This window comes from Capsulimonas sp. (assembly GCF_039929585.1).
In the GTDB taxonomy this organism is placed as follows: domain Bacteria; phylum Armatimonadota; class Armatimonadia; order Armatimonadales; family Capsulimonadaceae; genus Capsulimonas.
Genome location: NZ_JBDSQY010000039.1, coordinates 19,802 through 42,685, shown reverse-complemented (window position 1 = coordinate 42,685; position 22,884 = coordinate 19,802). Strand labels below are relative to the sequence as shown.

At 59.0% G+C, this 22,884-nt stretch carries 24 protein-coding genes; 14 read left to right on the top strand and 10 right to left on the bottom strand.

The window, feature by feature from the left end:
* Positions 1 to 55: 55 nt before the first annotated feature.
* The 3 genes from ABIZ35_RS02505 to rimO all read right to left on the bottom strand — a co-directional run bounded on the left by ABIZ35_RS02505 (position 56) and on the right by rimO (position 4,380).
* Positions 56 to 994 (bottom strand): metallophosphoesterase, encoded by a 939-nt coding sequence (locus ABIZ35_RS02505; protein ID WP_348218294.1) that lies wholly within the window; start codon positions 992 to 994, stop codon positions 56 to 58.
* 54 nt (positions 995 to 1,048) lie between these two features.
* Positions 1,049 to 2,947: a hypothetical protein gene (locus tag ABIZ35_RS02500; protein ID WP_348218293.1), complete on the bottom strand. Its 1,899-nt coding sequence runs from the start codon at positions 2,945 to 2,947 to the stop codon at positions 1,049 to 1,051.
* A 92-nt stretch (positions 2,948 to 3,039) separates the two neighbouring features.
* Complete coding sequence (rimO, locus tag ABIZ35_RS02495) at positions 3,040 to 4,380, bottom strand: 30S ribosomal protein S12 methylthiotransferase RimO (protein WP_348218292.1); 1,341 nt, start codon at positions 4,378 to 4,380, stop codon at positions 3,040 to 3,042.
* A gap of 186 nt (positions 4,381 to 4,566) precedes the next feature.
* On the opposite strand from rimO, the gene ABIZ35_RS02490 reads away from it, so the two are divergent.
* From ABIZ35_RS02490 to ABIZ35_RS02445, 10 genes are all read left to right on the top strand, one after another.
* Positions 4,567 to 5,583 carry an NAD(P)/FAD-dependent oxidoreductase gene (locus ABIZ35_RS02490; protein WP_348218291.1) on the top strand — a complete coding sequence of 339 codons (1,017 nt, stop codon included), beginning with the start codon at positions 4,567 to 4,569 and terminating at the stop codon, positions 5,581 to 5,583.
* A 143-nt stretch (positions 5,584 to 5,726) separates the two neighbouring features.
* A complete protein-coding gene (locus ABIZ35_RS02485; RefSeq protein WP_348218290.1) occupies positions 5,727 to 5,936 on the top strand; it encodes a hypothetical protein in 210 nt (69 codons plus the stop codon).
* The gene (locus ABIZ35_RS02480) at positions 5,926 to 6,339 is read left to right on the top strand and encodes a PIN domain-containing protein (RefSeq protein ID WP_348218289.1); all 414 of its coding nucleotides are present in this window, start codon (positions 5,926 to 5,928) and stop codon (positions 6,337 to 6,339) included. The genes ABIZ35_RS02485 and ABIZ35_RS02480 overlap by 11 nt, the downstream gene beginning before the upstream one ends.
* A 912-nt stretch (positions 6,340 to 7,251) precedes the next feature.
* Positions 7,252 to 7,515, top strand: coding sequence for a hypothetical protein (locus ABIZ35_RS02475; protein ID WP_348218288.1), 264 nt, complete (start codon positions 7,252 to 7,254; stop codon positions 7,513 to 7,515).
* A gap of 30 nt (positions 7,516 to 7,545) precedes the next feature.
* A complete protein-coding gene (locus ABIZ35_RS02470; protein WP_348218287.1) occupies positions 7,546 to 7,845 on the top strand; it encodes a DUF3892 domain-containing protein in 300 nt (99 codons plus the stop codon).
* Between the two features lie 273 nt (positions 7,846 to 8,118).
* A complete protein-coding gene (locus ABIZ35_RS02465) occupies positions 8,119 to 8,517 on the top strand; it encodes a DUF3892 domain-containing protein (protein WP_348218286.1) in 399 nt (132 codons plus the stop codon).
* 183 nt (positions 8,518 to 8,700) lie between these two features.
* Positions 8,701 to 9,042, top strand: coding sequence for a hypothetical protein (locus tag ABIZ35_RS02460; RefSeq protein ID WP_348218285.1), 342 nt, complete (start codon positions 8,701 to 8,703; stop codon positions 9,040 to 9,042).
* Between the two features lie 172 nt (positions 9,043 to 9,214).
* Positions 9,215 to 9,475 (top strand): hypothetical protein, encoded by a 261-nt coding sequence (locus tag ABIZ35_RS02455; protein ID WP_348218284.1) that lies wholly within the window; start codon positions 9,215 to 9,217, stop codon positions 9,473 to 9,475.
* An 18-nt stretch (positions 9,476 to 9,493) separates the two neighbouring features.
* Positions 9,494 to 9,751, top strand: coding sequence for a hypothetical protein (locus ABIZ35_RS02450; protein ID WP_348218283.1), 258 nt, complete (start codon positions 9,494 to 9,496; stop codon positions 9,749 to 9,751).
* 319 nt (positions 9,752 to 10,070) lie between these two features.
* Positions 10,071 to 11,291, top strand: a complete 1,221-nt coding sequence (locus tag ABIZ35_RS02445) for an ISAzo13 family transposase (RefSeq protein WP_348218282.1) — start codon at positions 10,071 to 10,073, stop codon at positions 11,289 to 11,291.
* Here ABIZ35_RS02445 and ABIZ35_RS02440 read toward each other — a convergent pair.
* Positions 11,278 to 11,535, bottom strand: a complete 258-nt coding sequence (locus ABIZ35_RS02440) for a contact-dependent growth inhibition system immunity protein (RefSeq protein ID WP_348218281.1) — start codon at positions 11,533 to 11,535, stop codon at positions 11,278 to 11,280. The genes ABIZ35_RS02445 and ABIZ35_RS02440 overlap by 14 nt on opposite strands.
* A 25-nt stretch (positions 11,536 to 11,560) precedes the next feature.
* A complete protein-coding gene (locus tag ABIZ35_RS02435) occupies positions 11,561 to 11,899 on the bottom strand; it encodes a hypothetical protein (RefSeq protein WP_348218280.1) in 339 nt (112 codons plus the stop codon).
* 140 nt (positions 11,900 to 12,039) lie between these two features.
* Here ABIZ35_RS02435 and ABIZ35_RS02430 point away from each other — a divergent pair, with 140 nt between their 5' ends.
* Both ABIZ35_RS02430 and ABIZ35_RS02425 read left to right on the top strand, forming a co-directional pair.
* Positions 12,040 to 13,875, top strand: a complete 1,836-nt coding sequence (locus tag ABIZ35_RS02430) for an AAA-like domain-containing protein (RefSeq protein WP_348218279.1) — start codon at positions 12,040 to 12,042, stop codon at positions 13,873 to 13,875.
* 123 nt (positions 13,876 to 13,998) lie between these two features.
* On the top strand, positions 13,999 to 17,985 hold the full coding sequence (locus tag ABIZ35_RS02425) for an AAA-like domain-containing protein (RefSeq protein ID WP_348218278.1): 3,987 nt from the start codon (positions 13,999 to 14,001) through the stop codon (positions 17,983 to 17,985).
* 240 nt (positions 17,986 to 18,225) lie between these two features.
* Here the strand turns inward: ABIZ35_RS02425 and ABIZ35_RS02420 are convergent, their stop codons facing one another.
* The 3 genes from ABIZ35_RS02420 to ABIZ35_RS02410 are packed head-to-tail and all read right to left on the bottom strand — an operon-like array spanning position 18,226 to position 20,300.
* On the bottom strand, positions 18,226 to 18,666 hold the full coding sequence (locus ABIZ35_RS02420; RefSeq protein ID WP_348218277.1) for a hypothetical protein: 441 nt from the start codon (positions 18,664 to 18,666) through the stop codon (positions 18,226 to 18,228).
* Complete coding sequence (locus ABIZ35_RS02415; RefSeq protein ID WP_348218276.1) at positions 18,654 to 19,121, bottom strand: hypothetical protein; 468 nt, start codon at positions 19,119 to 19,121, stop codon at positions 18,654 to 18,656. Before ABIZ35_RS02415 ends, ABIZ35_RS02420 begins: the two co-directional genes overlap by 13 nt.
* 9 nt (positions 19,122 to 19,130) lie before the next feature.
* Positions 19,131 to 20,300 carry an aminotransferase class I/II-fold pyridoxal phosphate-dependent enzyme gene (locus tag ABIZ35_RS02410; RefSeq protein WP_348218275.1) on the bottom strand — a complete coding sequence of 390 codons (1,170 nt, stop codon included), beginning with the start codon at positions 20,298 to 20,300 and terminating at the stop codon, positions 19,131 to 19,133.
* Positions 20,301 to 20,369: 69 nt separating this feature from the next.
* Here ABIZ35_RS02410 and ABIZ35_RS02405 point away from each other — a divergent pair, with 69 nt between their 5' ends.
* Together ABIZ35_RS02405 and ABIZ35_RS02400 are read left to right on the top strand one after the other, a co-directional pair.
* Complete coding sequence (locus ABIZ35_RS02405) at positions 20,370 to 20,630, top strand: ribbon-helix-helix protein, CopG family (protein ID WP_348218274.1); 261 nt, start codon at positions 20,370 to 20,372, stop codon at positions 20,628 to 20,630.
* The gene (locus tag ABIZ35_RS02400; RefSeq protein ID WP_348218273.1) at positions 20,623 to 21,042 is read left to right on the top strand and encodes a PIN domain-containing protein; all 420 of its coding nucleotides are present in this window, start codon (positions 20,623 to 20,625) and stop codon (positions 21,040 to 21,042) included. The genes ABIZ35_RS02405 and ABIZ35_RS02400 overlap by 8 nt, the downstream gene beginning before the upstream one ends.
* A gap of 68 nt (positions 21,043 to 21,110) precedes the next feature.
* Here ABIZ35_RS02400 and ABIZ35_RS02395 read toward each other — a convergent pair whose 3' ends face one another.
* Positions 21,111 to 21,953 (bottom strand): alpha/beta hydrolase, encoded by an 843-nt coding sequence (locus ABIZ35_RS02395; protein ID WP_348218272.1) that lies wholly within the window; start codon positions 21,951 to 21,953, stop codon positions 21,111 to 21,113.
* 85 nt (positions 21,954 to 22,038) lie between these two features.
* Positions 22,039 to 22,860 (bottom strand): alpha/beta hydrolase, encoded by an 822-nt coding sequence (locus ABIZ35_RS02390; RefSeq protein WP_348218271.1) that lies wholly within the window; start codon positions 22,858 to 22,860, stop codon positions 22,039 to 22,041.
* Positions 22,861 to 22,884: the final 24 nt, after the last annotated feature.

Here is a 22,884-nt window from a genome sequence, read left to right as displayed (position 1 = left end):
AACGCCCCCTTTCCCGCCCGAAGGGCCTTTAGCAGGGAAAGGGGGAAATCGAGCTTTAGCTCGATGGGGGGATGGGGTCAGCGTCTTCAGCCGGCATTTCCAGATGCGGCTCGCCCACCGAAGGCTGTTCTTCAAACTTCAACTCATCGTCCGCCTGCGGCTGTTCCTCCACCATCGGAGTCTCCTCTGCCTTGGCCTGCTCGTCCGCCTTCGGCTCTTCAGCCTTGGAATGCTCCTCGGCTTTTCGGCGGAGCAGGGAGCGCTTGGGTTTGGGCTTGGGTTTGCGCAGGCGAAACGCCTCGATCTTGTTTTGGTGGTTGATCTGGTAGTAGGTGAACTCAGGCATTCCGTCGATCTCGGCCTCGGGATCGAAGGCGGCCATCGTCAATTTGCCTTCGGGCAGGAAGGCGCCGGTATCGATGCCGACTTTGTTCCCCATGACCAGCGGCTGAAGGGTCGGGATGATGGTATGGCCGAAGACGACAATCGCGCCAAAGTCTTGTTCGCTGTCGATGAACTCGTCGCGGATCCAGAGGCGCGGATCGCGCTGCATCGGCTCGAAGCCTTCGGGGGGGATGCCGGCGTGGACGAAATGGTAACGGCCGGCGGGAAATTCCAGCTGAGTGCTGGCGATCAGGTCGCGGTCGGCTTCCGGGAGCTGGCTGAACCATTCCGGCGAGTGGATAATGCCGTAGCTGGCAAGTGTTTCCCAGCCGCCGTTGAAGAGCCAGAGGCTTTCTTCTTCGGGATCGAAGCGCGCCGTCAGCAGCATGTCTTCATGGTTACCGCGCAGGAACACGACATTGTCGGCGCCGTGGAGATTGCGGAACTGGTGCAGCAGCTCAAAGACCCCTCGGCTGTCCGGCCCGCGGTCGACATAGTCGCCCATAAAGACGACCATATCCTGCGGCTCCAAAAGGCTCTGGATCAGAAAGTTGAGCGCCGTGGCAAGCATTTCGGCCTGCCCATGTATGTCCCCAATCGCGTAAATCATGAGAATGTTGAGCCAAGCAAAACGGCGGCCTCGCGGCCGCCGTTTCGCGAGAGGCTACTGGAGGATGAACTCGACTTTCTTCTTGTCGAAGCCTTCCGGCTCTTTTTTGGAGTCGAACGTCCAGCGGTTGGCGCGCTCCGAGAACGCAGTGTAGCCGCTCAGAATGCTCGCCAGCAGGCGGCGCGGCGTGCGGCGGACGATGTTGACTTCCGTCAGCAGGGTCAGGAACGAAGCGCCCTTGTGGTAGTGCTCCAGGATCGTGCGCACAATATCGTAGGTCGATACGGGGCCGCCCTCGACTTCCGCGCGGTAATCGGTCAGCACGGCGAAACGATCGGCGCTCACGTATACGTCCTTGTCCGTCTCGTTGCCAAACACGAACTTGAACTCGGCGGGATCGTCCGTTTTCTCCAGCGTGAAGACCGCGCCGGAGTCGGCGGCGATCTCGGCGTAGACATCGAACAGGCCGTAGACGAGCTGGACGTTGTAGTCGACATACACCGAGTACGCCACGCCTTCGACGTCGCGTAGGGTTACTTCAACGATGTTCGGCTCGGCCGGGAAGAAGCCGCGCGGGATCTGAGCCAGCGGGAAGGTGCCGATCTCTTTGTGGTGCGACTTCAGCACGAGACGCAGCGACTTGGAGGCGGCGGAAACGCCGGAGGGCCACAGCGTGTCGGCGCCGTCTTCCTGATCGTTGACATCCTGCGCGATCGGGTCCAGAACGGCGTCCTGAAGGCCGCGATCGAAGGCGTCGTCGGACAGCATTTGATCGAGGACTTCACCGTCGGCCATCTCGAAGCGCGGGAGAGCTGGGAAGGTCAGCGATTCGGGCACTTGTCCCAGGTAAGGCGGCAAGGTGTCCGGCGCCTGGAAGCGATTGGCGCCGACCCAGATGAAGTCATCGGGCTGCGAGCGAAGATATTCGGTCAGAGTGACAACATCCTCGTCGAATGTCTTGGCGCCGGGCGCCACTTCCAGAACGTTCTCCAGAAGCTCCTGCGCGGTGACCACTTCGTCGCGGTCCGCGAAGTAGCGCTGCAGTTCGACCAGATCGCCTTCGGTGACGGACAGGGGCGCGGCGGGTTCATCGCTGACTTCCGGCGCGGCGTCATCGGCGCTTTCGCCGACCTGCGCGGCCAGGGCGGCCCAGGCGGCGCACACATCCTCCAGCACGGCGGCGGAGGCCCAGCGGTGCTCCGGAAGCGCGATAAAGAGATCGGGGCTGCGGAACATCGATTCGTAGAGCGCGGGACCGTCGAAGTCATCGCCCAGCGACTTCCAGGCGTAGTACTGGACCACGCGGTTGTCGATCGGGGCGCCATCGACCGAGTCGACCAGGACGCTGGCGGAGCCGACAGGATCGCTCTCCCAGTCCAGACCGGCGGCGGTTTCCGCGAACGGGGCGACGCTGTCCGCGGTCAGATAGTTGTAGAAGAGGACATCGGCTTCCTTGGGGCTCTCGACGTTCAGCAGCCAGGAGCTCAGGCCGAATGCGTTATCGCCGGCGGGGAAGTAGGCGGTTCCCCGGAACAGGCGCGGCGCGACTTGATCGAAGTGCTCGTGGACACGGCCATAGATGCGGCCGAGCTCCGTCGCGGCTTCGAGAACCGGCATCGGCTGGCCGTAGATCCCGACGATCTCCTCCAGCGTGCGGCCCACGGGGCGCTGCTTATCCAGGTAGCGCTGCGCGATGTCCCAGCGGCGGTCTACCGCAACAAAGCGGCGGGGGTTCGCGTCCAGCGTGTGCCGGACCAGCCCGGTCGTGATGCCTTCGTCGCCGATCTCACGGACCAGTTCGCTGATACGGACCGGCTCGCCCAGAGCGACCAGGGCCTGATGCAAGCGCGCGATCAGAAGTTCATTGGCGGTAGCCGCCTTGGGGTCGGCGTCTGTTTGCGCGCCGGTCTTCTTGCCGGTCGGCTTCTTTTCTGCGGTCTTCGTGGTCGCCATGCGTTCTCCTCGAGGTAATAAACAAATAGTGTGTGCGGCGCCCCGGCGCGCCCGAAACTTTACGGGTTAATGTCACGCAAATCTTGCAGCCGTTACGAGGTCAAATGCGACACTGCGGCGGCGCAGAGGTCGTAGGGAAGCGCTTCGGTGATCCGCGCGCGCACCACGGTTCCCGGCGCGGCGTCTGTCCCTGTCACCAAAACCTCGCCGTCGATTTCCGGCGCGTCCCGGAACGAGCGCCCCACGGCGGCTTCGCCCCGCCGGCTTTCGATGAGGACATCAAGATCGCGTCCGACCCAGCGGTCGTTGCGTTCGCGGCTGATCGGCTGCTGGATCGCCATGAGCGTGTCCTTGCGGCGGCGCATCACGGCGTCGGGAACGGGATCCGCCATTTCATGCGCAGGCGTCCCCTCTTCCGATGAGAATGTGAATACGCCGACACGGTCGAATTTGACATCCTGCACGAACTGGGCCAAGTTGTCGAACTGTTCCTCGGTCTCGCCAGGGAATCCGACCAGGAAGGTCGTGCGCAGGGTCAAATCCGGGATTGCCTCGCGCATTCTGTCAAAAAGACGGCGGTACTGATCGACATTACCGCCGCGCTTCATCTTGTTGAGCATGGCGTCATCGCCGTGCTGGAGCGGCATGTCGATGTAGGGAATGACCTGCGGCAGACTGTTGATCGCTTCAATGAGCGCCGGACGCACCATCGTGGGATAGCAGTACAGAAGACGGATCCACATAATCCCGGGCACGGCCGAAAGCTTTTCGAGCAGCTCGGGAAGCGCGAGGCGACCGTAGAGATCCATTCCATACGCCGTGGTGTCCTGAGCCACCAAGTTCAGTTCCAGCGCTCCGGATGCGGCGAGCTGCGTCGCTTCCTGAACCAATCGTTCGATCGGCTTGGAGCGATGCTTGCCGCGGATGCCCGGGATGGCGCAGAACGTGCAGGTATGGTCGCAGCCTTCGGAGACTTTAAGATACGCGGTCCAGGGGGCGCCCGAAGCGCGCAATCGAACCGGGGGAACCAGCGGGTATTTGTCGGCGACCGGAACCACGAGGTTCTTCATGCCTGGGCGCGGCCCAAAGACAACGTTGCCGACGGCGGGGGCGCTTTCGATTCCGAGAAACGCATCGACTTCCGGGATCTCCAGCGCCAGTTCGGCGCCATAACGCTGCGCGAGGCAGCCCGTGACGATGACGCGGGAGATCTTGCCGCGCTTTTTCAGCCGCACGGCGTCTAAGATCGCGTTGATGCTTTCTTCTTTAGCGCTCTCGATGAATCCGCAGGTATTGACGATCAGGACATCGGCGTCATTCTTGTCGCCCACGAACTGCACGTCGCCTTCACCGGCGAGCGCGCCGAGCATCTCCTCGCCGTCCACCTGATTTTTGGCGCAGCCCAGCTGCACCAGACCGACTTTGGTTGTCAAAAGTTCATTACTCCGGCGCCTGTTCGATCCCGGCGCACACAAAAACACCGCGATAGTTTACCCGGAAAGACAGAAGAGTGTCAAATCGCGATGCGCGCATTCCTTGACAAAATTGGTCTGTACGCACCATAATAATGGGGCTTAAGCACAGATTTTAAAGAAAAACTTGGAAATGTGGAGACTACCTTGGCGGAAAACGAAATCGACCCCGAAGAAATTTTTGACATAGCGATCATCGGCTCCGGGCCGGTCGGCCTGTATGCGGCGTACTACGCGGGGCTGCGTGGTATGAAGACGAAGATCATCGACAGCCTTCCCGAAGTCGGCGGCCAGCTTGCGGCGCTTTATCCGGAGAAGTACATCTTCGACGTCGCCGGCTACGCCAAAGTGTACGCCCGCGACCTCGTCGCGAACCTGAACGAGCAGGCGGCTCAGTACGAACCCACCCTGGCGCTCGACCAGAAGGTCACCAAACTGATCCCCGGCGACGTCATCACGCTGGAGACCGACAAGGGCCCAACGCACTACGCCAAGTCCGTAATCATCGCGGCCGGCGTCGGCGCGTTCCTGCCGCGCAAGATGGATATTCCTGGTATCGCAGAACTCGAAGGCCGCGGCCTGCACTACTTCGTCAGCGACAAGAGTTCGCTCGCGGGTAAGAAGCTCGTGATCGTCGGCGGCGGCGACAGCGCCTTCGACTGGTCGATCAACCTGCACGGCGACGCCGTCAGCGTCACCCAGATCCACCGCTCGGACAAGTTCAAGGCGCACGAAGACACGATCGAGAAGGTCAAGAGCCTGCCGATCGACCTGCGCACCTTCCACGAGCTCAAGGAAGTCCATGGCGAGGAGCACGTCGAAGCCGTCACGATCTTCGACAACCGCACCAAGGAAGAGTTCAAGCTTGAGTGCGAAGCGCTGCTGCTGAACCTCGGCTTCCTGACCAACCTTGGCCCGATCAAGGAATGGGGCCTGGAGATCGAGAAGAACTCCATCTTCGTCAACTCGCGCATGGAGACGAACATTGCGGGCGTCTACGCCGCCGGCGACATCTGCACCTACGACGGCAAGCTCAAGCTCATCGCCACCGGCTTCGGCGAAGCCGCCATCGCCGTCAACCACGCCAAGGGCTTCGTTGACCCCACCGCCAAAGTCAACCCCGGCCACTCCTCGGACCACGCCCCCGAGAAGCCGAAGCACTAACGCTTCGCCGCCAGAGACACCACGAAACAGCGCCTCCCCAGTCGGGAAGGCGCTGTTTTGTTTGCACCTTGTTGCCGCCCTACTCACTTCGTGGTAACATAAATAGTAATGACAACTGTCTGTCACCAGGCGAGGGAAAAAGCATGACACTGACACTTGATTTGACGCCGCAAGCCGAAGCAAAACTTTCGGAGGAAGCCGCACGCGCAGGGCTTTCGCTCGACCAATACGCGCTTCGCTTGCTCATGGAGAAGATCGCGGATTCTGCGGACTGGGTACAGAAACTCGCAGACGAAGTTGCTGGCCCCGGCTATGTCGCTGATTTGTCCCGCGAGGCTATTTATGCCGATTGAGAGTTCCTCCGTTTTGCTGGATACCAATATCCTAGTTCGCTTAGCTACTCCCTCAGATCCAAAGCACACTGAGGTGGTGAACATACTGGCAAAAATGGCAGCCGAAAATACGATTTTAAATATTTGCCCGCAAAACATGGGGGAACTTCGCCAAGTAGCAACGAGGCCGACAGCATCAAATGGGCTCGGCTGGACATCTACACAAACAGCGCTTGTCATGAACGCTTATGAGAGAAAGTTTGTTCTGATTCCAGAACCGCATGCGGTTTACACGATATGGCGTCGTATCGTCGCAGTCGCCGAAGCCAATCGTCTGGACGCAATACTGACTTATGAAGCTAAAGCTTTCGTAAAGTATGGTGTCGCTTCCGGGCTCACGATCTTAGATCCCGCAAACGTCTAAGTATCAATTATACAAGGGAATAAAACAGCGCCTCCTCAATTGGGGAGGCGCTGTTTCTCGGTGTCTCGTCTCCGTTAATACAGCATCGGTCCACTTTGCGATAGCGCTAACGAAAGGCGAGTCAGACATACTCGGCGAACGGATAACGGTCAGTCGCGTTTAAGGAGAGCATAGTCATGAGACAGCGGTGACACCGTCGAGAGTGAAGACGACGCGCTGGCGACGGCGGGAGTTGATCAGGTGCTACTTAATCGGGCGATGGTGTTTCTGCGGAAGCGGGTAGAGGACAAATAACTTATGATGGAAGTGCGATTTGATGTCAGGGTAGACTTTGCTCCGATTGACACAGAAGAAAAATGGCTTGCCGTCCGCGCCGCCGGAGATGCGCACTGGGCGGCGATCAAGAAGCTGTCGGTGACTACATCCCCACCCTCCGGTTGGAGTTGCCTCTCCCGGAAGATACCCTGCCTAAAGCGGTCAGAGGCTCGAAGCGGAGGGAACCGACGCGACGAGGTTCGACGGGGACGGCGGCGCCTGCCGGCGAGCGCGTCCAGGACTACGCGGAGAAGGCACTTCGGACTAATGGGCGGCCGCTGGACGAGGTGGATCTGGCGCGAGCCATGGAGGTTGCGGGGTGTACGACGATGTCCCCTGTATATGCGCGGCTGATGGCCCCATTCTGAGTAAAGAGGCGATGTTTGTGCGACAGGACGATAAATGGGCGCTGGCGGAATGGGAGGCAAAGCAGGAAGACAAATAAGTGACTGCTGGAGGGCATTAGGCGATGATGCTCTGCGTCTGGGCAATTTGTCCAGGCGGCGGCGATTGAAAACGATACGTTCCCCAATTCGTGGAGGAGACTCCTCTTCAGATGGCGAACATTAGTTTGCTAGCTTGATAGGGAGGATTTCTATGTCGCAGGATACTTTTATACACCCAAATGCACACCGGCCTAGCGAAGAGCGATTGCAACGAACGCTAACTTACGCTCTGGAGCAAGCTTCGGCTGCGTTGCGAATGAAAATTGATTCTATGTCAGATCATAAAGGACGGCTCACTATAAAGTGGGCTGCAACAGCGACTGAGGCAGAACGTCAATTCGTCAAGTCTGCATGGGAAGCTGAAAATGAACACGATATCGAGCATCGCAACATGGACGGATCGCTGATTCCATAAGGGCCTTGGTGGTCAAAAACCGGAGTGAACATGGTCAAAATACAAATTGTTGCAGTTGAACTGACCGGCGGCGAGTGGCACGAGCATATTAGCCGACTTTGGTGGGCGGTTGATGGTCGTTCAGACATTCCTGCGATGTGCGGTGTTTTCACGCGCGAGCAAATGGTCGCTTGGCTGAACGAAAGCGAGTTCAATAAGGCTTATGTCACAGATGGCGTGAACACAGTGTCGGTGCTGGTGGTCGAAGGACATGATCCGCCCTATGTTCGGACGAAGCGCGATGACGTTTGGACGGACAACTTGCTTTCGTTGCCTCGGAAGGTGGGGTAGCGCGGGGTCGGTGAGGTAAGTGGCGGAAGAAAGGAGAATTGGCCGATGGCAGGCATCGACAGAATATTTACAATTAACGGTGACGACAATAAAGTCGTCTTCAAGATCCTCGCGGACCACCGGCTTGAAATCTTTGTGCCTGATCCCAGCAATCACGATGAGACTTGACAGCTATGCAGCGATCGTGAGTATCGACGAACTGGCGATGGTGGCCGACGAACTGCGCATGTGGCAACGCGATCAGCAGAGCGGGAAGCTATTTTAGGAGTAAAGATGAGCGATCTGAAAATTACACTTATCCGTTTCTTCGGAGGTGATAGTCATGAGCATATTAGCCATTTCGAGTATGCTGTTCCGGCCGGTTTTGGTGTAAATGAGCGTGGCGGTGTCAAATCACGCGAGCAACTGGTTGAGGACATATTGAATGGGTCCCATACCGCATATGTACTGAAGGGGCTTTTTAAAATACCTCTGGTCGGAATTGAAGACCACAATCCTCAATACGTTCGAACTGTCCCTGACGACTCTCAGGAAGATAATCTTCTTAATCTGCCAGTGTTTAGGCATGTAGCTTACAAGGCATATTTAGTTAAGCTTCTCCTTCTTCAAACTTTAGATTTGGAAGCAATAACAATCCAGGCTGGAATGGATATTCCCGTGGAAGAGCGGTAGGGCGAGATTTTACGATGGGAACCGATGGAATATGTAGGGATCGGCCCTCAACGCACTGATTAACACTCATTCACACAGTCGTTACATCACACGCGGGTTCCTGGTGGTTATTAGTAGCGGTAGTTAGAGACGGATCAAACCATATCCAATGATCCGTTATTCTACATAATTTAAGGAAAAACTATGGCAGCAGAATTCCCTATTCGATTTTTTGATAATGAAGGTGATATTGTACCAACTTTCATTTGTGCTCTGTGTGGTGAACCTATTTCCGATGCATTTAAGAATGGATGGATTGGGTTCTATGACCAACAAACATCGACAGCTATACCACGCCGTGCTGCTGTCATTCTTCACAAAAATGTATGTATGCCCGCATGGGAAGAGAAGTACGGAAATTTTAATGGCGATCACGAATTCGACCACGTTCTCGATCAGTTAATCCACAACTCCTATAGGCATACTTCGGCAGAGGACCGTGAAGCGCGCAGAGTGAGTCGAGAGCGATATGGTGATTTAGATTGATCAGAAAAATAGAGTGGGAGTGATGAATGGCGTTCATGGCAGTAATCGTGGAAGCAGTGTCACGTCTCCACGCACTAAAGATACAAAAATTTTCTATTGATTCGCATTCGAACTTCTGTTTGTGGTAGACTCCGGCAAGTAAGCATCGATTTTGGTTTAAGGAGAATTGATTATGGAACGACCGGAATATTACGCAGAGAAGGCAAAAAACTGTCTCGCGTCCGCTTATGAGCTCACTCCGACGCTTATAGCAAATGAGGCCCCAATGATCCAAGCGGCGGCAGCCATGCGGTCTAGCTATGTTGCTGAAGCGCAGGTCTACGCGACTCTAGCGCTGGCGGCGACACAGGCCAAAGCGGCACCTGAAACGCCCGGCGACTGGTCAGGATCTGTTGTCGGCGAGCCGCCAGTGACGAATCCACCTGCTTGGTAATGAGGAGGCTTGGGCAACATGAAAGTTAGAGTAAATGAAGCACGGGCAGAGGCACGGATGTTTCTGGAAACTCCTCAGAAGCTCGCGTTTTATGTAGCGCAATCTTTACTTACATATGCGTCGTTTGGCGTCATGATTGAGGATGTTGAAGATGCGTTAGGAGTAGGAAGCGAGGAGAACATCCTGGTGAAGCTGACGCCTTTCGCTACTGAGCATGGATGGACTGCTAAAGAGCGTGTAGATGATAGAATATATTTTACTGATGTACTGAATTAACAACGCAGTGTAAGCAATGGAATGATGCATTGAGACACTGTAGCCATTGCAGCCAGACAAGCTGTCTGGACGCAGGGCGGTTGTAGGCTCCCCTACCCCACTTGCGGCGAGGCGGAGGAGTATCACACGCTGCGGCTGCTGGCGGGGATTAGGAGGCGGCTGGAGAAGTGAGGCGGGCGGGGCATCGATGGTAGCGGTGTAAATCGGCAGGCACTACAAGAATATATGCACACCATTTAGGACTTGGTCCAATATAAGTGAATCTTGTTAATCCTGAAATGCGGGAGTCTTTTCCGCTTTCGGTGTCGAATATAGCTGCATGATTGACCAAAACGCCATCCGGGCGCGCTTTGAGTGCGTGGCCGCCCATCTTGATGAACGCGACCGCCGAATATGGGCGGCGGCGGAAGCACGCGCGGCCGGATATGGCGGGATCCTGGCCGTCTCCCTGGCGACAAAAGTCGCCCGCAGCACCATTGGAAGAGGACTCAAAGATTTAGATCATCAGCCCCTCCTCGCAGGGAGCGTGCGGCGCGCCGGGGGCGGGAGACCGCCACTCATTCTGACGGACCCGACCTTAATTTCCGATCTCCAGCGGGTGATCGAGCCGACACTCATGGGCGATCCGATGCGTCCGCTCCTGTGGGTCTCCAAAAGTCTGGCCAAGATCGTGCTCGCCCTCAAGGAGTTGAACCATAGCGTCAGCAAGAACACCGTCAGTCGCTTGATCGAAGAAATTGGTTACCTGCGACTGGTCGTCCGTAAAACCGATGAGCGCAGCAGTCATCCCGATCGCGAGGCTCAGTTCGAGTATATCAACCAGCAGGCGACGGCGTTTCTGGCAGCGGAGCAGCCAGTCATTTCCGTCGACACCAAGAAGAAAGAACTGATCGGCAACTTCAAGAACGCCGGCAGTGACTATCGCGCTCGTGGATGCCCAGAACAGGTGCGTGTCCACGATTTTATCGATCCCGAGCTTGGCAAAGCCGTTCCGTACGGCGTCTACGACGTCGGCGCCAATACAGGCTATGTCTCCGTGGGCGTCGATCATGACACCGCGCAGTTTGCCGTCAATAGCATCCGCGCCTGGTGGCTTCTGATGGGACAAGCGCGCTATCCCAATGCGCAGCGGCTCATGATCAGCGCCGATGGCGGCGGATCCAATGGTTCTCGGGTTCGCATGTGGAAGCTTGAGCTTCAGAAGCTCGCCGACGAATTAGGGATCGAAATTTATGTTTGCCACTATCCCCCGGGGTGCTCCAAGTGGAATAAGATCGAGCACCGATTGTTTTGCCACATCACTCAGAACTGGCGGGGGACGCCCTTGACCAGTCGCATGGCGGTCGTGGAGTTGATCGCTGGGACGAAAACCACAACGGGATTGATCGTACGCAGTGAGCTGGACACCCGAGAATATCCGAGCGGCATTAAAGTCTCAGACGCGCAAATGGCCGATTTGAACATCAGCGGCAGTCAATTTCATCCCGATTGGAACTATCGGATCAGCCCCAACTCAGAAGAAGCGGTTATTTTTGAATAGGTCCTAAGAGATCGCCCTCGTAGTAGTCCCCCTCAACGAACGGCTCATTGACGAGAAGCATTAACGCCAAAGGAACGAGATAGTCCAGGCTGAACTTCTGCCCGATCAGGATACGCAAGTTTCCCGCAGTGAAATCCTTGAGCGGCACAGTGCGCAGACGATGGCATTCCGTCACGAGATGGCTGGGGTAATCTGGCTCGCCCCAATCTACGCCGTCAAGGTCTTGAAGCGTCTTGCTGAGCACAATAATTGTATTTCCTGGCGCTAAACTATTTCCCGCCGATGGGTGAACTGGCGCCAGGGGGAAGAGGATTTAGGGTCAAGGCAATCCCCGAGACACACAGAACAACCGCCGCGCATCCCATTAAAAGCAGAGCATTACGATGTTCACCGTTACGTCGATCGGGATCCGAGAAATGCCAGCAAAGGCCTACGATAAAGCCAATCATCGTACCCAGGGCGACCCCAATCCAGACATCGGAAAATCTGTCGGAGTGGTGCAGGAATCCTAAGCCAAGGCAAGCGCCAATCGCCTGCATGACATAAACAGAACGGACAACACGCCACAGCGCCTTCATCTCTTCCGGCGAAACCAGAGATCGCTCCATTCCACCCATATCTTCATCCCCAATCGCTTCCAGCTGACAAGTAAGCGTAATTTCGTAAAATGGCAGGAAAATCCTTCTTGCGCGTCGAAGTTTCAGAGCACGGTAAGTTTACAGGCTCCCATTTTCATACGCAATCCTCAATGACCCAATTTTCTCCATTCACACTGCGGTTTTTCGGTAAGTTTGAAGCCACACAGGGCGGCGTCCCCCTGCCTGGCCTGCATCTGCGCGAGGGCGAACGGCTGCTGGCGTATTTGACGCTGCATGCCGGGGAGCCTGTTGCATCCCGGGATTTGGCAATGAAGTTCTGGCCCGCCGAGGCGCAGGGTAGTTTGGACGGACAGGGCGACTTCCCCAGCGTTCGGCAGGCGCTGCGGTCGCTGCGGCAGGCGCTGGGACCAGACGCGGAGCGACTGACACGGCCGAGCCGGGCGGCTGTACAGCTGGATTTGACTGGGGTTGAGTGCGATATGCTCGCGTTCGATCGATTGGTTCGAATTGATGGCGATGCGGCCGCGCAGGCTGAGCGGGACGCCGTGGCGCTTTACCGGGGGGGGCTGCTGGATGGGTGGAGAGAGAATTGGGCAGTGGAGGCGCGGACGCAGCGGCGGCTCCAGTATGAAAACGTACTGCGGCGCCTGACGCTGCGGGCTCGTCGGGACGGGCGCGTAGAGGAGACGGAACAGTGGCTCCGCCTGCTGCTCGCTTCGCGGCCCAGTGACGAAGAGGCAGGACGCGATCTGCTCAGGGTGCTGGCGGTGGGCGGGCGTCACGCCGAGTCTCTTGGGGTACTAGAGAAGCTGTCACAGGCGGCGACGGGGGCGGGGCGGACGCTTGAGACGGACACGGTGGAACTGGCCGCAGAGTTGCGCCGGGCGCGGGAAACCGAGACGCCTCGCCCCGCTCCCGTTCCGACACCCGCCCCGGTTCGGGAGCTGGCGCAAGAGATGGAGACGCTGACACTGGATGCGCCTGGCGGCGCGGTGCCCATTCAATCGCCGTTCTATATTGAGCGTGTGACGGACGCGGAGTTCCATGCCGCCCTGACACGCGGCGACAGCATCGTGCTAGTCAAGGGCGCACGGCAAGTCGGCAAAACGTCACTGCTGGCGCGTGGACTTCAGCAGGCGCGCAGCGCCGGCGCTTCGGTCGTGACCACGGATTTCCAAAAGCTTAACGCCGATCAGCTCGCCACGCCCGATGCGCTCTACCGGGCGCTGGCCGCCGACATCGCGCGGCAGCTTGGGATTTCCGTCTCGCCGCGCGCCGTGTGGGACGAAGATTTCGGCCCGAACATGAACATGGAGCTGTTTCTGCGCCTGCACATCCTCCCCGCTCTCCCTGGGCCATTGCTCTGGGGGCTGGACGAAGTGGACCGCTTATTCTCCTGCCCCTTCGGCGGGGAAGTCTTTGGATTGTTTCGATCCTGGCATAACGAACGTTCGCTGGACCCCAGCAGCCCGCTGTGCCGATTGACCCTCGCCATCGCCTACGCCACTGAAGCGCATCTCTTCATCACCGATCCGAACCAGTCTCCGTTCAATGTCGGCACGCGACTGGCGCTGGCGGACTTCAACCCGACTGAGATCTCCGAACTCAATCGCCGCTACGGCAGCCCGTGGACGGTGGCCGATCTGGCGCGCTTTGGGGCGCTGGTCGGCGGCCAGCCGTACCTTGTGCGCCTGGGACTGGATCAGGCGGCGCAGGGCATCCCACCCGAACAGATCGAAGCGGAGGCCGTCGGCGACGACGGCTTGTTCGGCGAGCACCTGCGCCGTCTGTGGATGTCCCTTTCGCGGGCGCCCGCCGAGGCCGACGCCGTCCGAGACATAATCGACGGCCGCGGACGCCCATCCCCGGAATCATTCTTTCGCCTGCGCGCCGCCGGCATCCTTTCCGGGCCATCCTCACAGGAAGCCCAGTTCCGCTGTCCTCTCTACGCATCGTTCTTCGCCCGGCGTTTTAGAGATGAGTGATTGTCCCCGCAAGTGAGTCTTGTGGAGACAAGGCATTTCGTCACGTTTCGCGCCCCAATCGTCACACCGCCGTCACGAATGGCGTGTTAGACTCTTCTGGACAGCGGACGGATTGTCCGGGAGATGGTGACCAGCTTCCACATGAGCGACAACTTCTATATCACGGGCGGCACATTGCCGCCGGCGGCCGAATCTTATGTCGTACGCCGGGCGGACGCCGAGCTTCTGGACGGGCTGCGCGCCGGTGAGTTCTGCTATGTCCTCGACACGCGGCAGATGGGCAAGTCCAGCCTGATGGTGCGGACGGCGCAGCGTCTCCGGGAAGATGGCCGGCGTGTGGCGGTGCTGGATCTGACGGCGCTGGGGCAGAACCTCACGGTCGAGCAGTGGTACAGCGGCCTGCTGAGCCGGACGGCCACGCAGACGGGCCGAATGGCGGAGCTGATGGCCTTCTGGAAGGAGCACAAAGACCTGGGGCCAATGCAGCGCTTCCTCGAAGCACTGCGGGAGGTGCTGCTCACGCCGCCGCCCGGCGTCGATTCCGTCGCTGATCTGGTCTTGTTCGTGGACGAAATCGACGCTGTTCGCATCTTGCCGTTCTCTGCGGATGAGTTCTTCGCGGGCATCCGCGAGTGCTACAACCGACGCCCCCAGGACCCGGCGTTCGAGCGCCTGACATTCTGCCTGCTGGGAGTGGCCGCCCCCACGGATCTGGTTCGGGACACGCGCATCAGCCCGTTTAATATTGGACGCCGGATCGAATTGCGCGACTTCACGCTGGACGAAGCGGAGCCGCTGACCAAGGGATTGGCGGGAAAGGATTCGCGCGCCCGGCGCCTGATCCAGCGCATCCTCTCCTGGACGAACGGTCACCCATACATGACGCAGCGCCTGTGCCGGAGTGTCGCGGAACGATTGACCGCCGACAGTAAGCCGCTTGGCCCGCGTTACGACAGCGCGCTCGTGGACAACCGCTGCCGTGATTTGTTTTTGACGCACGCCGCCCAGGAAACCGACGACAATCTCGCATTCGTCCGTAACCGGCTGCTCCACAGTGAGGCCGATGTCGGAACGCTGCTGGACTTTTACTTAACGATCCGGCAGGGAAAGCGCGTGCGGGACGATCCCGCAAACCCGCTCTGCTCTCTGCTGCTGCTGTCCGGGATCGTGGCGCGGTCTGGAGACAGGCTGATCGTCCGCAATCGTATTTACGCGGAGGTATTTGACCGCGCCTGGGTGCTGTCGAGCCTGCCTGGGGAAGAAGTGCGTCGGCAGCGCCAGGCGTATCTGCGCGGCGCCCTGCGGACGGCGGCGGCGGGCGGCGCGATCCTGCTGCTGGTTGCGGCGCTGGCCGGGGTCGCCATCAACCGCGCCGATGTCGCGCGCCTCGCCACGGCGCGCGCCGTGGCGCAAAGCAAGCTGGCCGCCCATGAGGAAACGCTCGCGCGCGCGCGACTGAGCCGCGCGTATGTGGAAGACTCCACTCGTCTTGTGGACGCAGGCGATGCCGGCGCCGCATTGGCGCCCCTCGTGGAAGCGATGACACTGGATCACAACGACCCGACGCGCATGGTTCAGCACCGAATGCGCTTCGCCGCCGCTCTCGCGCTGGCGCCCCGGATCCAGTACTTATGGCAGCCCGGCGGCCCGCTGCGCTGGGCGTCGTATTCGCCCGATAAGAAGCGCGTCGCCGCCGCCGGCCAGGATGGGCGAGCGCATGTTTGGGATGTGGCGACGGGCCGTGAACTGCCGCTGACGATGGCCCATGACGGCGCGATCACCGACGCCGTCTTCAGCCCGGACAGCAGCCGATTGATGACCTGCGGCGAGGACGCGCGCGCGCGCGTGTGGGATCTAAACGCGCGCCGCCTGCTCTGGACACTGGGCCCGCTCGCCCCAATCCAGGAACTCAATCTGGCGCAGACGGATGGACGCACCCAGACAACACGGGCGGCATGGAGCCAGGACGGGCGCCGCATCGCCGTGGTCTGGGGCAGCGCCATGAACATCTGGAATATCCAGAAGAACGGCAAGCCGATCCTCGCAACTCCGCGGCCACAGCTTCCAGGCGCCCGTCTGTCCGGCATCGTGTTCTCTCCGAATGGCGAGCGAGCCACGATCATCGCCACGAACTTTATCGGTCTGCAGATCTCCATTCCTGGTCGCCATACGATTACCGCGTTAGGATCGAAAGCGCTGGGCGGATGCTACGTAGGATTCCGAGCGGCGTACAGCCGCGACGGCCAGCGTCTGCTGGTCGCTGGTATGTTTGGACAAAATGGAGAGAAGGCCGGCGCCTGCGTTTTCTCCTCCCAGGCTCCTTCGAGGCTCGCCACCACTCAATTGACATCGCTCATGCGGCACGGTCAGTTCGCCTCGGACGCTGCTTGGAGTCCCGACGAACGGCGGATCGCCACTGCCGGCGCGGATGGCGTCGCGCGCGTTTGGAACGCCGCCACGGGCCTTCCCGTAACGCCGCCGCTCACACACACGCGGTCCGTCACCCATGTCTCATTCAGTCCGGATGGACGCCGGATCTTAACGGCCTGTGACGACGGCTCGGCGCACGTTTGGGACGCCGCCACGGGAGCAGCCGTTTGCGCTCCTCTGCGTCACGCAGGACCTCTCGTAGCGGCGCAGTTCGGCGCGGATAGCTCCCATGTCTTCACCGCCGGCCACGATGGAACCGCCAGGCTCTGGGCGCTGCCGCCCTCTACCCCGCAGCCGGACTTGCATTTTACGTCTGTCCAGAGTCACATCGTCGTCGCCAGTGGGGCGAGGCTAGTCGTCGCCAACAAAAAAATCTCGATGTACGACCTCGCATCGGCAAACCTGATTTCCTCCCGCGCCACGACCCAAAACCAGTGCTACAAACCTCCGCCCCGCTCAGAACGCTTCGTGACCGCGTATGGGCCCCATGCAGGACTTTACGGCTCACAGGACTTCCAGGTTTGGGACCAAAAGCTCGGGACGCCGATCTCGCCAATTCTGCATGGGGTCCAAGCATTTCTGAGCCCGGACGGGAAAATGCTGATGCTCCGGGAAGCGGACGGCGCGCGTAGATCGCTCCGCATCCTCGACCCCGCAACGGGACGCGCCCTGCTGCCGCCATTTCCAGACCAGCCAAGCCGGAACGACATTACATCCCCGTTCACCCCAGACGGCCGGGGCGTTCTGATACGGGAAGGCTCCCAAAGTGTCCGTCTGATGGACACACGGACCGGTCTCCCGCTCGGCGCAAGCATGCAGCAGCAAAATCGTGTGGTGAATTGGGTGTTTTCACCGGACGGCCGTTATCTCGTGCTCATGCTGGATAACGCCGAGACACAGATACGGAATCTCCCCAGCGGGACGCCTGCATCGGGCGTTATTCATCGAAACCGGGCCGATTACGCAGCATCCGTGCAGTTCAGCCCAGATGGCCGGTACGCCATCACCGTGTGTGAAACGTACAGCTATTTCTGGCCCCTCACGGGAGACAACACGCTTCATCCACGCATGCTTAAGCCTGCTGGGACGCATTCATTGGTCTTCAGCCCAAATGGGAAAACGTTCGTTGCGCCTGGCTGGAAGAACTGGCTATGGAATACGGAGCGTCTCACGCCCATCCCGCTCTCGATCGACTACGCCACGCCGCCGGAAAGCGCCGTCTTCAGCCCTGATAACGCCCGCGTGCTGACAGTCCTGGCGGACGGTACGGCGAATGTCTGGGACGCACGGAGCGGACGGCCGGTGACGGCGCCGCTCCATCAGAATGGTATTGTCGCAGCCGAATTTAGCCCGGATGGAACCATGGCGGCTACGCTGGGTGGGGACGGAATGTGCCGGATTTGGGACGCCAATACAGGAGAAGCTATCAGCCCGCTATTCTCAGCGCAGAACCCACTCTTCTCCAGCGACGGCATTGAGTTCACCGGCAATCGACTTCTGGTGTCCACGAAAGATCAGTTAGATGTCTGGAACATGCCGTCCATCTCCGAACCACTCGACCGGCTCATGGCCCGCGCCCAGCTGCTGTCCGGCAGCCGCATCGACCCCGAGATCGGCCCCATTCCCGTCTCCCCCACCACCCTGAGCGCCGACTGGGCGCTGGTAGGATCCACGCACTGATCGATTTTGATCCGTCACGTTTTGGGCGCCAATCGTCACGGCGCCGTCACGATTGCTACGCTATAATCATCACAGATCTAAAGAAATAGGCGCAAATGCGCCGCCCATTACCGAACGATTTCGCGGCCGCCTTTAGTCCCCTTTAAAGCCGCGGAAGAAACACCGCTCCGGAACGCCGCCACCTTGCCGCCACATTCCGGAGTTGTGTCCGACTCAGACAAGATCGCCACCTCGAACACATTACGCGTTGCGCCATGAGTGGAAGCACTTAGGGCATTGACGCGACTGTGGCGTGCGCGCCAGCGCTCCGCACTTCGGGCAGTAATTGAGAACTCCAGCCCCGTGCTCCCGCACAATTCGCGCCGCCACGGAAGCCAGAAACGCATTCGAGCCATCTTTCAGTTGCGCTTCAATCGCCGGCGTCAGCATTCGCTTCGCCCTATTCTGCCCTTTGACACGCTCCCGTTTTGTCGTAAAAGCATTCGCGTAGTCGTCCATCGCCAGATAAAGCCTTGCCGCACGCTCATCGTCCGTCATTAAGTCCTGGCGGCTTTGGAAGAGATGCCATGTCTCCGGCGCAACGGTCAGTGTTGCCCCATACAATGTTCCGTTGCTGGTATGTTGCAGCGTCCTCAGAAACCAATCCATCGCACTGCGCTCGTAATCGTCTATGGCTTCCATAGATCTTCCGTTCTGACAAACTTCGCTTGAAATTCTTCCGCCGCCTGCTCCTCTTGTTCCGTGATCTCATGTTCATCAGGATCAACGCCAAATAAAGCGGGATAGAGATCGACATCAGGAGTATCTTGCAGCACAACCGCCGCACAGGAATAGCATCGGCGCGCAGCATTTGCCAGAAATTTGCCTCCGCAATCACAAGGCTTCAATCGCTCCTCAATCGCATCCATGATAAGCCGATATTTTGACTTACCGGCATCTGTGACAAGAGAGCGATTGATCTCGGCATAAACGGGATCATAAAAATCAACTTCCGCACAGATGGCGCAGGAGTCACAATAGAGGAAGTGGCAGTCATGAAACCCCGAATGATCGACACGATAAAGCGCGACCTGGCAATTTTGACAATTGAGAAAACTAGCGTTAAGCCAATTGTCGTCTTCAGCGATTTCATCCATCGTCTTTTCTCACCCGCCCCGCAAGCCGCGCAGTAACTTCGCCGCCGTCTCCAACGTCTCGGGCTTCTTGCAGTAGCAAAAGCGCACCTTGGTGCGGCCCAGCGCCGGATCGCGGTAGAAGCTGCTGCCGGGGACGACGGCGACGCCGTGGGTTTCGATGAGCCAGTGGGTGAAGGCAATGTCGTTGTCCCAGCCGAGGCCGCCGATGTCGGTCATGATATAGTAGGCGCCGTGCGGGTCGTAGACTTGGAAGCCTGTTTCTCGGAGGACGTTCGCCATGAAATCGCGCTTTTCTCGGTAGAGGTTGGTGAGGCGGGTGTAGTATTCGTCGGGGAAGGTCAGGGCGAGGGCGGCGCCTTCTTGGAGGGGCGCCGCGGCGCCGACGGTGAGGAAGTCGTGGACTTTGCGGATGGCGTTGGTGGCTTCGGGAGGCGCGATAAGCCAGCCGATGCGCCAGCCGGTGGCGCTGTAGGTTTTGGAAAGGCCGCTGATGGTGATGGTCCGCTCGCGCATGCCGGGAAGGTCGGCGATCCGAATGTGCGGGCCTTCGTAGACCATGTGCTCGTAGATCTCATCGGTGATCGCAGTGACGTCCCATTTTTGGCAGAGATCGGCGATCTGGGTGAGTTCTTCGCGCGTGAAGACTTTGCCGGTCGGATTATTCGGCGTGTTGATGATAATCGCGCGCGTATTGTCGTTGAACGCCGCCGTGAGTTCGGCAAGGTCGAACGACCAATCGGGTTCGTGCAGGGTGACGAAGCGTGGGGTGGCTCCGGACAAAATAGCGTCGGGGCCGTAGTTTTCGTAGAAGGGTTCGAAGACAATCACTTCGTCGCCGGGATCGACGACGGCCATGAGCGCCGCCATCATCGCCTCGGTCGCGCCGCACGCCACCGTGATCTCGCGCTCCGGGTCCGGGCGATCCCCGTAAAAGCGCGCGGTCTTATCCGCGATGGCGTGACGCAGTGAGCGAGCGCCCCACGTGACGGCGTACTGGTTCACGTCATTCATGATCGCACGGCACGCGGCTTCCTTCATCGCCAAGGGGGCGGGAAAGTCCGGAAAGCCCTGCGCGAGGTTGACGCCGGGCTTATCGCCGCGCGCCAGAAAGAGGCGCGTCATTTCCCGGATGACGGACTCGCCGAAGAGCGAAGCTTTTTGGGAGGTACGGATGGGCATGAGTGTCCTGTGTATTACATTGCATCACAGTGTAATACAATGTGGTACAATAACGATGGAGGTATCGCTATGAGCAGCGTTCGACTAGATTCTACCACTCAGGATAAGTTACGTCAAATGGCGGCAAGGAAAGGGATTTCGGTTTCTGAAGTACATCGCCAAGCTCTGGAGCAATATTTCGAGCGCGAGAGCGACCTGCCGCAAAAAAGCCGTTACAGTGATATTATCGGAATTTTCGATAGTGGTGAAGCCAATTTATCGACACGACACAAAGAGGTTTTTCGTGAAATATTAAACCGAAAGTACGAGGCGACACAATCCAATGACTGACATTCTCATGGATGCCGGTCCACTGGTTGCTATTTTCCACCGAGGCGACGATCATCACACGGTATGCACTCAAACGATGCTCAGTCTAAATTGTGAGTTCTACACAACTTTGCCGGTACTTACGGAGGCTATGTATATCCTCATGGACCGAGCGGGCTGGCGAGCCCAAGAGGCGCTCTGGCGACTCATCAACCGAGGCGATCTGCTCCTGTCTCATCCTTCCGCAAGCGAACTCGTTCGCATGGAGGAACTGATGAGTAAGTACAATGATCGGCCGATGGACTTCGCGGACGCGTCGCTCGTGGCGCTGGCGGAACGCCTATCACTCACCAAGGTTTTTACGGTAGATCGCAAAGATTTTTCCACATACCGTATTGGACGAAAAACGCCTTTTACGATTATTGGACCTTAACCATTTACTCTCAAACAAAAAACACGCCGCCATCTCAATGCAGAGTTGGCGGCGTGTTTCGTTTGCGGCTAAACAGCGGCGGGCGCCGCTGATTTTTGCGCAGTGATCGCCCAGTCGAGAGCGTAGTCGGCGACGGATTCCCAGCCGGGCTGGCCGACGGTGTAGTGGCTGCGGCCGGGGAACTCGTAGTAGTGAGTGACGGCTTTCGACTTGTTGTAATGCTCCGCGTTGGCCTTGTTCACGGCGGGGGGCATGATGTTGTCGGCGCCGCCGGCGAGGAAGAGCAAGGGCGCGCGGTCGTCGTTATGGTAATTGACGTAGACGGACTGGTGGCCGGGCGTGAAGTTCGCCAGGACGCCTTCCCACACGAAGGCGCCCGGCGCGGGGATGTAGTAGCGCTCGCACGCCGCCTGGGATTCTTCCTCGGTCAAGGTGTTGGTGAACGCGAAGTGGAACTGTTCGGGTGTGAATGGCGCGACGTCGTGACGCGTGGACGGGTGGCTCAGGATTGGGAAAATGGCCTCGACCTGTGACAGCGGGACCACGTAGACACCCTCGGCCGGCACGGAGTCGATCGCGACGCCCGCCGCGCCGAAGCCGTGGTCGAGCAGGATCTGCACGATCACTCCGCCCTGGGAGTGGCCGATCAGGATCGGCGGCGTATCCAGAGCGCCGATGATGTCTTCGAAGTGCTTGACCACGCCGGGCATGGTCAGCGCCGTAATGGGCGATGGGTCCGCGCGCAGGGCTTCGACCTCGACTTCCAGGCCGGGATACGCCGGGGCAATCACCTTGTAGCCCTTGTCCGTGTAGCGCTGGACCCAGTGCTCCCAGCTGCGTGGCGTCATCCAGAGGCCGTGGACCAGGACGATGGTATCGGCAAGTTTTGGAACGGAAGTACTTTCGGTCATGATACTCTCCTCGGAAGGGCGGATGTGATGGGACGGTCTGGTTCGGCGCGAGTGCGTATTCCGCTCGCGCCGAGCCGATCCCTCTTTAGGATTCGATAAACGCCAGCAGATCGGCGTTGAACTCATCTTGATGTGTAGTGGCGAGGCCATGCGGGGCGCCGGGGTAGATCTTCAGGGTGGCGTCCTTGACAAGCTTTGCCGTGAGAAGCGCCGACGCGCCGATGGGGACGATCTGGTCAGCGTCGCCGTGCGCGACTAGTGTGGGAATATCGAACTTCTTCAAGTCCTCGGTGAAGTCGGTCTCGGAGAACTGCTGGATGCAATCCAGCACGCTCTTAATCCCGGCCTGCATGCCCTGGAGCCAGAATGCGTCGATCGCTCCCTGGTTGGGTGTGGCGCCCTCGCGGTTGAAGCCGTAGAATGGGACGGCAAGGTCCTTGAAGAACTGCGAGCGGTTATTGAACGTGTTCGTGCGAATGCCGTCGAAGACTTCGATCGGCAGGCCGCCGGGGTTGGCGTCGGTCTTGAGCATCAATGGCGGCACCGCGCCGAGCAGAACGGCTTTGGCGACGCGTGACGTTCCGTGGCGGCCAATATAGTGCGCCACTTCGCCGCCGCCCGTGGAATGGCCCACGAGAATGGCGTCCTTCAGGTCGAGCGCTTCGAACAGCTCGGCGAGATCGTCGGCGTAAGTATCCATGTGGTTGCCGGTCCACGTCTGCGACGAACGCCCATGTCCGCGCCGGTCATGCGCGATCACCCGGTAGCCACGCTCGCCGAGAAAGACCATCTGGCCATCCCAAGCGTCGGCGTTCAGTGGCCAGCCGTGCGAAAAGACCACGGGGCGGCCCGTTCCCCAATCCTTGTAGAAGATGTCTGTTCCGTCTTTTGTCGTGATCGTACTCATGCTTTCGTTCCTCCATCTTAGGCA

Bases quoted from the DNA above. Each gene is read 5' to 3' on its own strand.
- ABIZ35_RS02505 (WP_348218294.1), bottom strand. From the start codon at position 994: ATGATTTACGCGATTGGGGACATACATGGGCAGGCCGAAATGCTTGCC.
- ABIZ35_RS02500 (WP_348218293.1), bottom strand. From the start codon at position 2,947: ATGGCGACCACGAAGACCGCAGAAAAGAAGCCGACCGGCAAGAAGACC.
- ABIZ35_RS02485 (WP_348218290.1), top strand. From the start codon at position 5,727: ATGACACTGACACTTGATTTGACGCCGCAAGCCGAAGCAAAACTTTCG.
- ABIZ35_RS02480 (WP_348218289.1), top strand. From the start codon at position 5,926: ATGCCGATTGAGAGTTCCTCCGTTTTGCTGGATACCAATATCCTAGTT.
- ABIZ35_RS02475 (WP_348218288.1), top strand. From the start codon at position 7,252: ATGTCGCAGGATACTTTTATACACCCAAATGCACACCGGCCTAGCGAA.
- ABIZ35_RS02470 (WP_348218287.1), top strand. From the start codon at position 7,546: ATGGTCAAAATACAAATTGTTGCAGTTGAACTGACCGGCGGCGAGTGG.
- ABIZ35_RS02465 (WP_348218286.1), top strand. From the start codon at position 8,119: ATGAGCGATCTGAAAATTACACTTATCCGTTTCTTCGGAGGTGATAGT.
- ABIZ35_RS02460 (WP_348218285.1), top strand. From the start codon at position 8,701: ATGGCAGCAGAATTCCCTATTCGATTTTTTGATAATGAAGGTGATATT.
- ABIZ35_RS02455 (WP_348218284.1), top strand. From the start codon at position 9,215: ATGGAACGACCGGAATATTACGCAGAGAAGGCAAAAAACTGTCTCGCG.
- ABIZ35_RS02450 (WP_348218283.1), top strand. From the start codon at position 9,494: ATGAAAGTTAGAGTAAATGAAGCACGGGCAGAGGCACGGATGTTTCTG.
- ABIZ35_RS02445 (WP_348218282.1), top strand. From the start codon at position 10,071: ATGATTGACCAAAACGCCATCCGGGCGCGCTTTGAGTGCGTGGCCGCC.
- ABIZ35_RS02435 (WP_348218280.1), bottom strand. From the start codon at position 11,899: ATGGAGCGATCTCTGGTTTCGCCGGAAGAGATGAAGGCGCTGTGGCGT.
- ABIZ35_RS02430 (WP_348218279.1), top strand. From the start codon at position 12,040: ATGACCCAATTTTCTCCATTCACACTGCGGTTTTTCGGTAAGTTTGAA.
- ABIZ35_RS02425 (WP_348218278.1), top strand. From the start codon at position 13,999: ATGGTGACCAGCTTCCACATGAGCGACAACTTCTATATCACGGGCGGC.
- ABIZ35_RS02420 (WP_348218277.1), bottom strand. From the start codon at position 18,666: ATGGAAGCCATAGACGATTACGAGCGCAGTGCGATGGATTGGTTTCTG.
- ABIZ35_RS02415 (WP_348218276.1), bottom strand. From the start codon at position 19,121: ATGGATGAAATCGCTGAAGACGACAATTGGCTTAACGCTAGTTTTCTC.
- ABIZ35_RS02410 (WP_348218275.1), bottom strand. From the start codon at position 20,300: ATGCCCATCCGTACCTCCCAAAAAGCTTCGCTCTTCGGCGAGTCCGTC.
- ABIZ35_RS02405 (WP_348218274.1), top strand. From the start codon at position 20,370: ATGAGCAGCGTTCGACTAGATTCTACCACTCAGGATAAGTTACGTCAA.
- ABIZ35_RS02400 (WP_348218273.1), top strand. From the start codon at position 20,623: ATGACTGACATTCTCATGGATGCCGGTCCACTGGTTGCTATTTTCCAC.
- ABIZ35_RS02395 (WP_348218272.1), bottom strand. From the start codon at position 21,953: ATGACCGAAAGTACTTCCGTTCCAAAACTTGCCGATACCATCGTCCTG.
- ABIZ35_RS02390 (WP_348218271.1), bottom strand. From the start codon at position 22,860: ATGAGTACGATCACGACAAAAGACGGAACAGACATCTTCTACAAGGAT.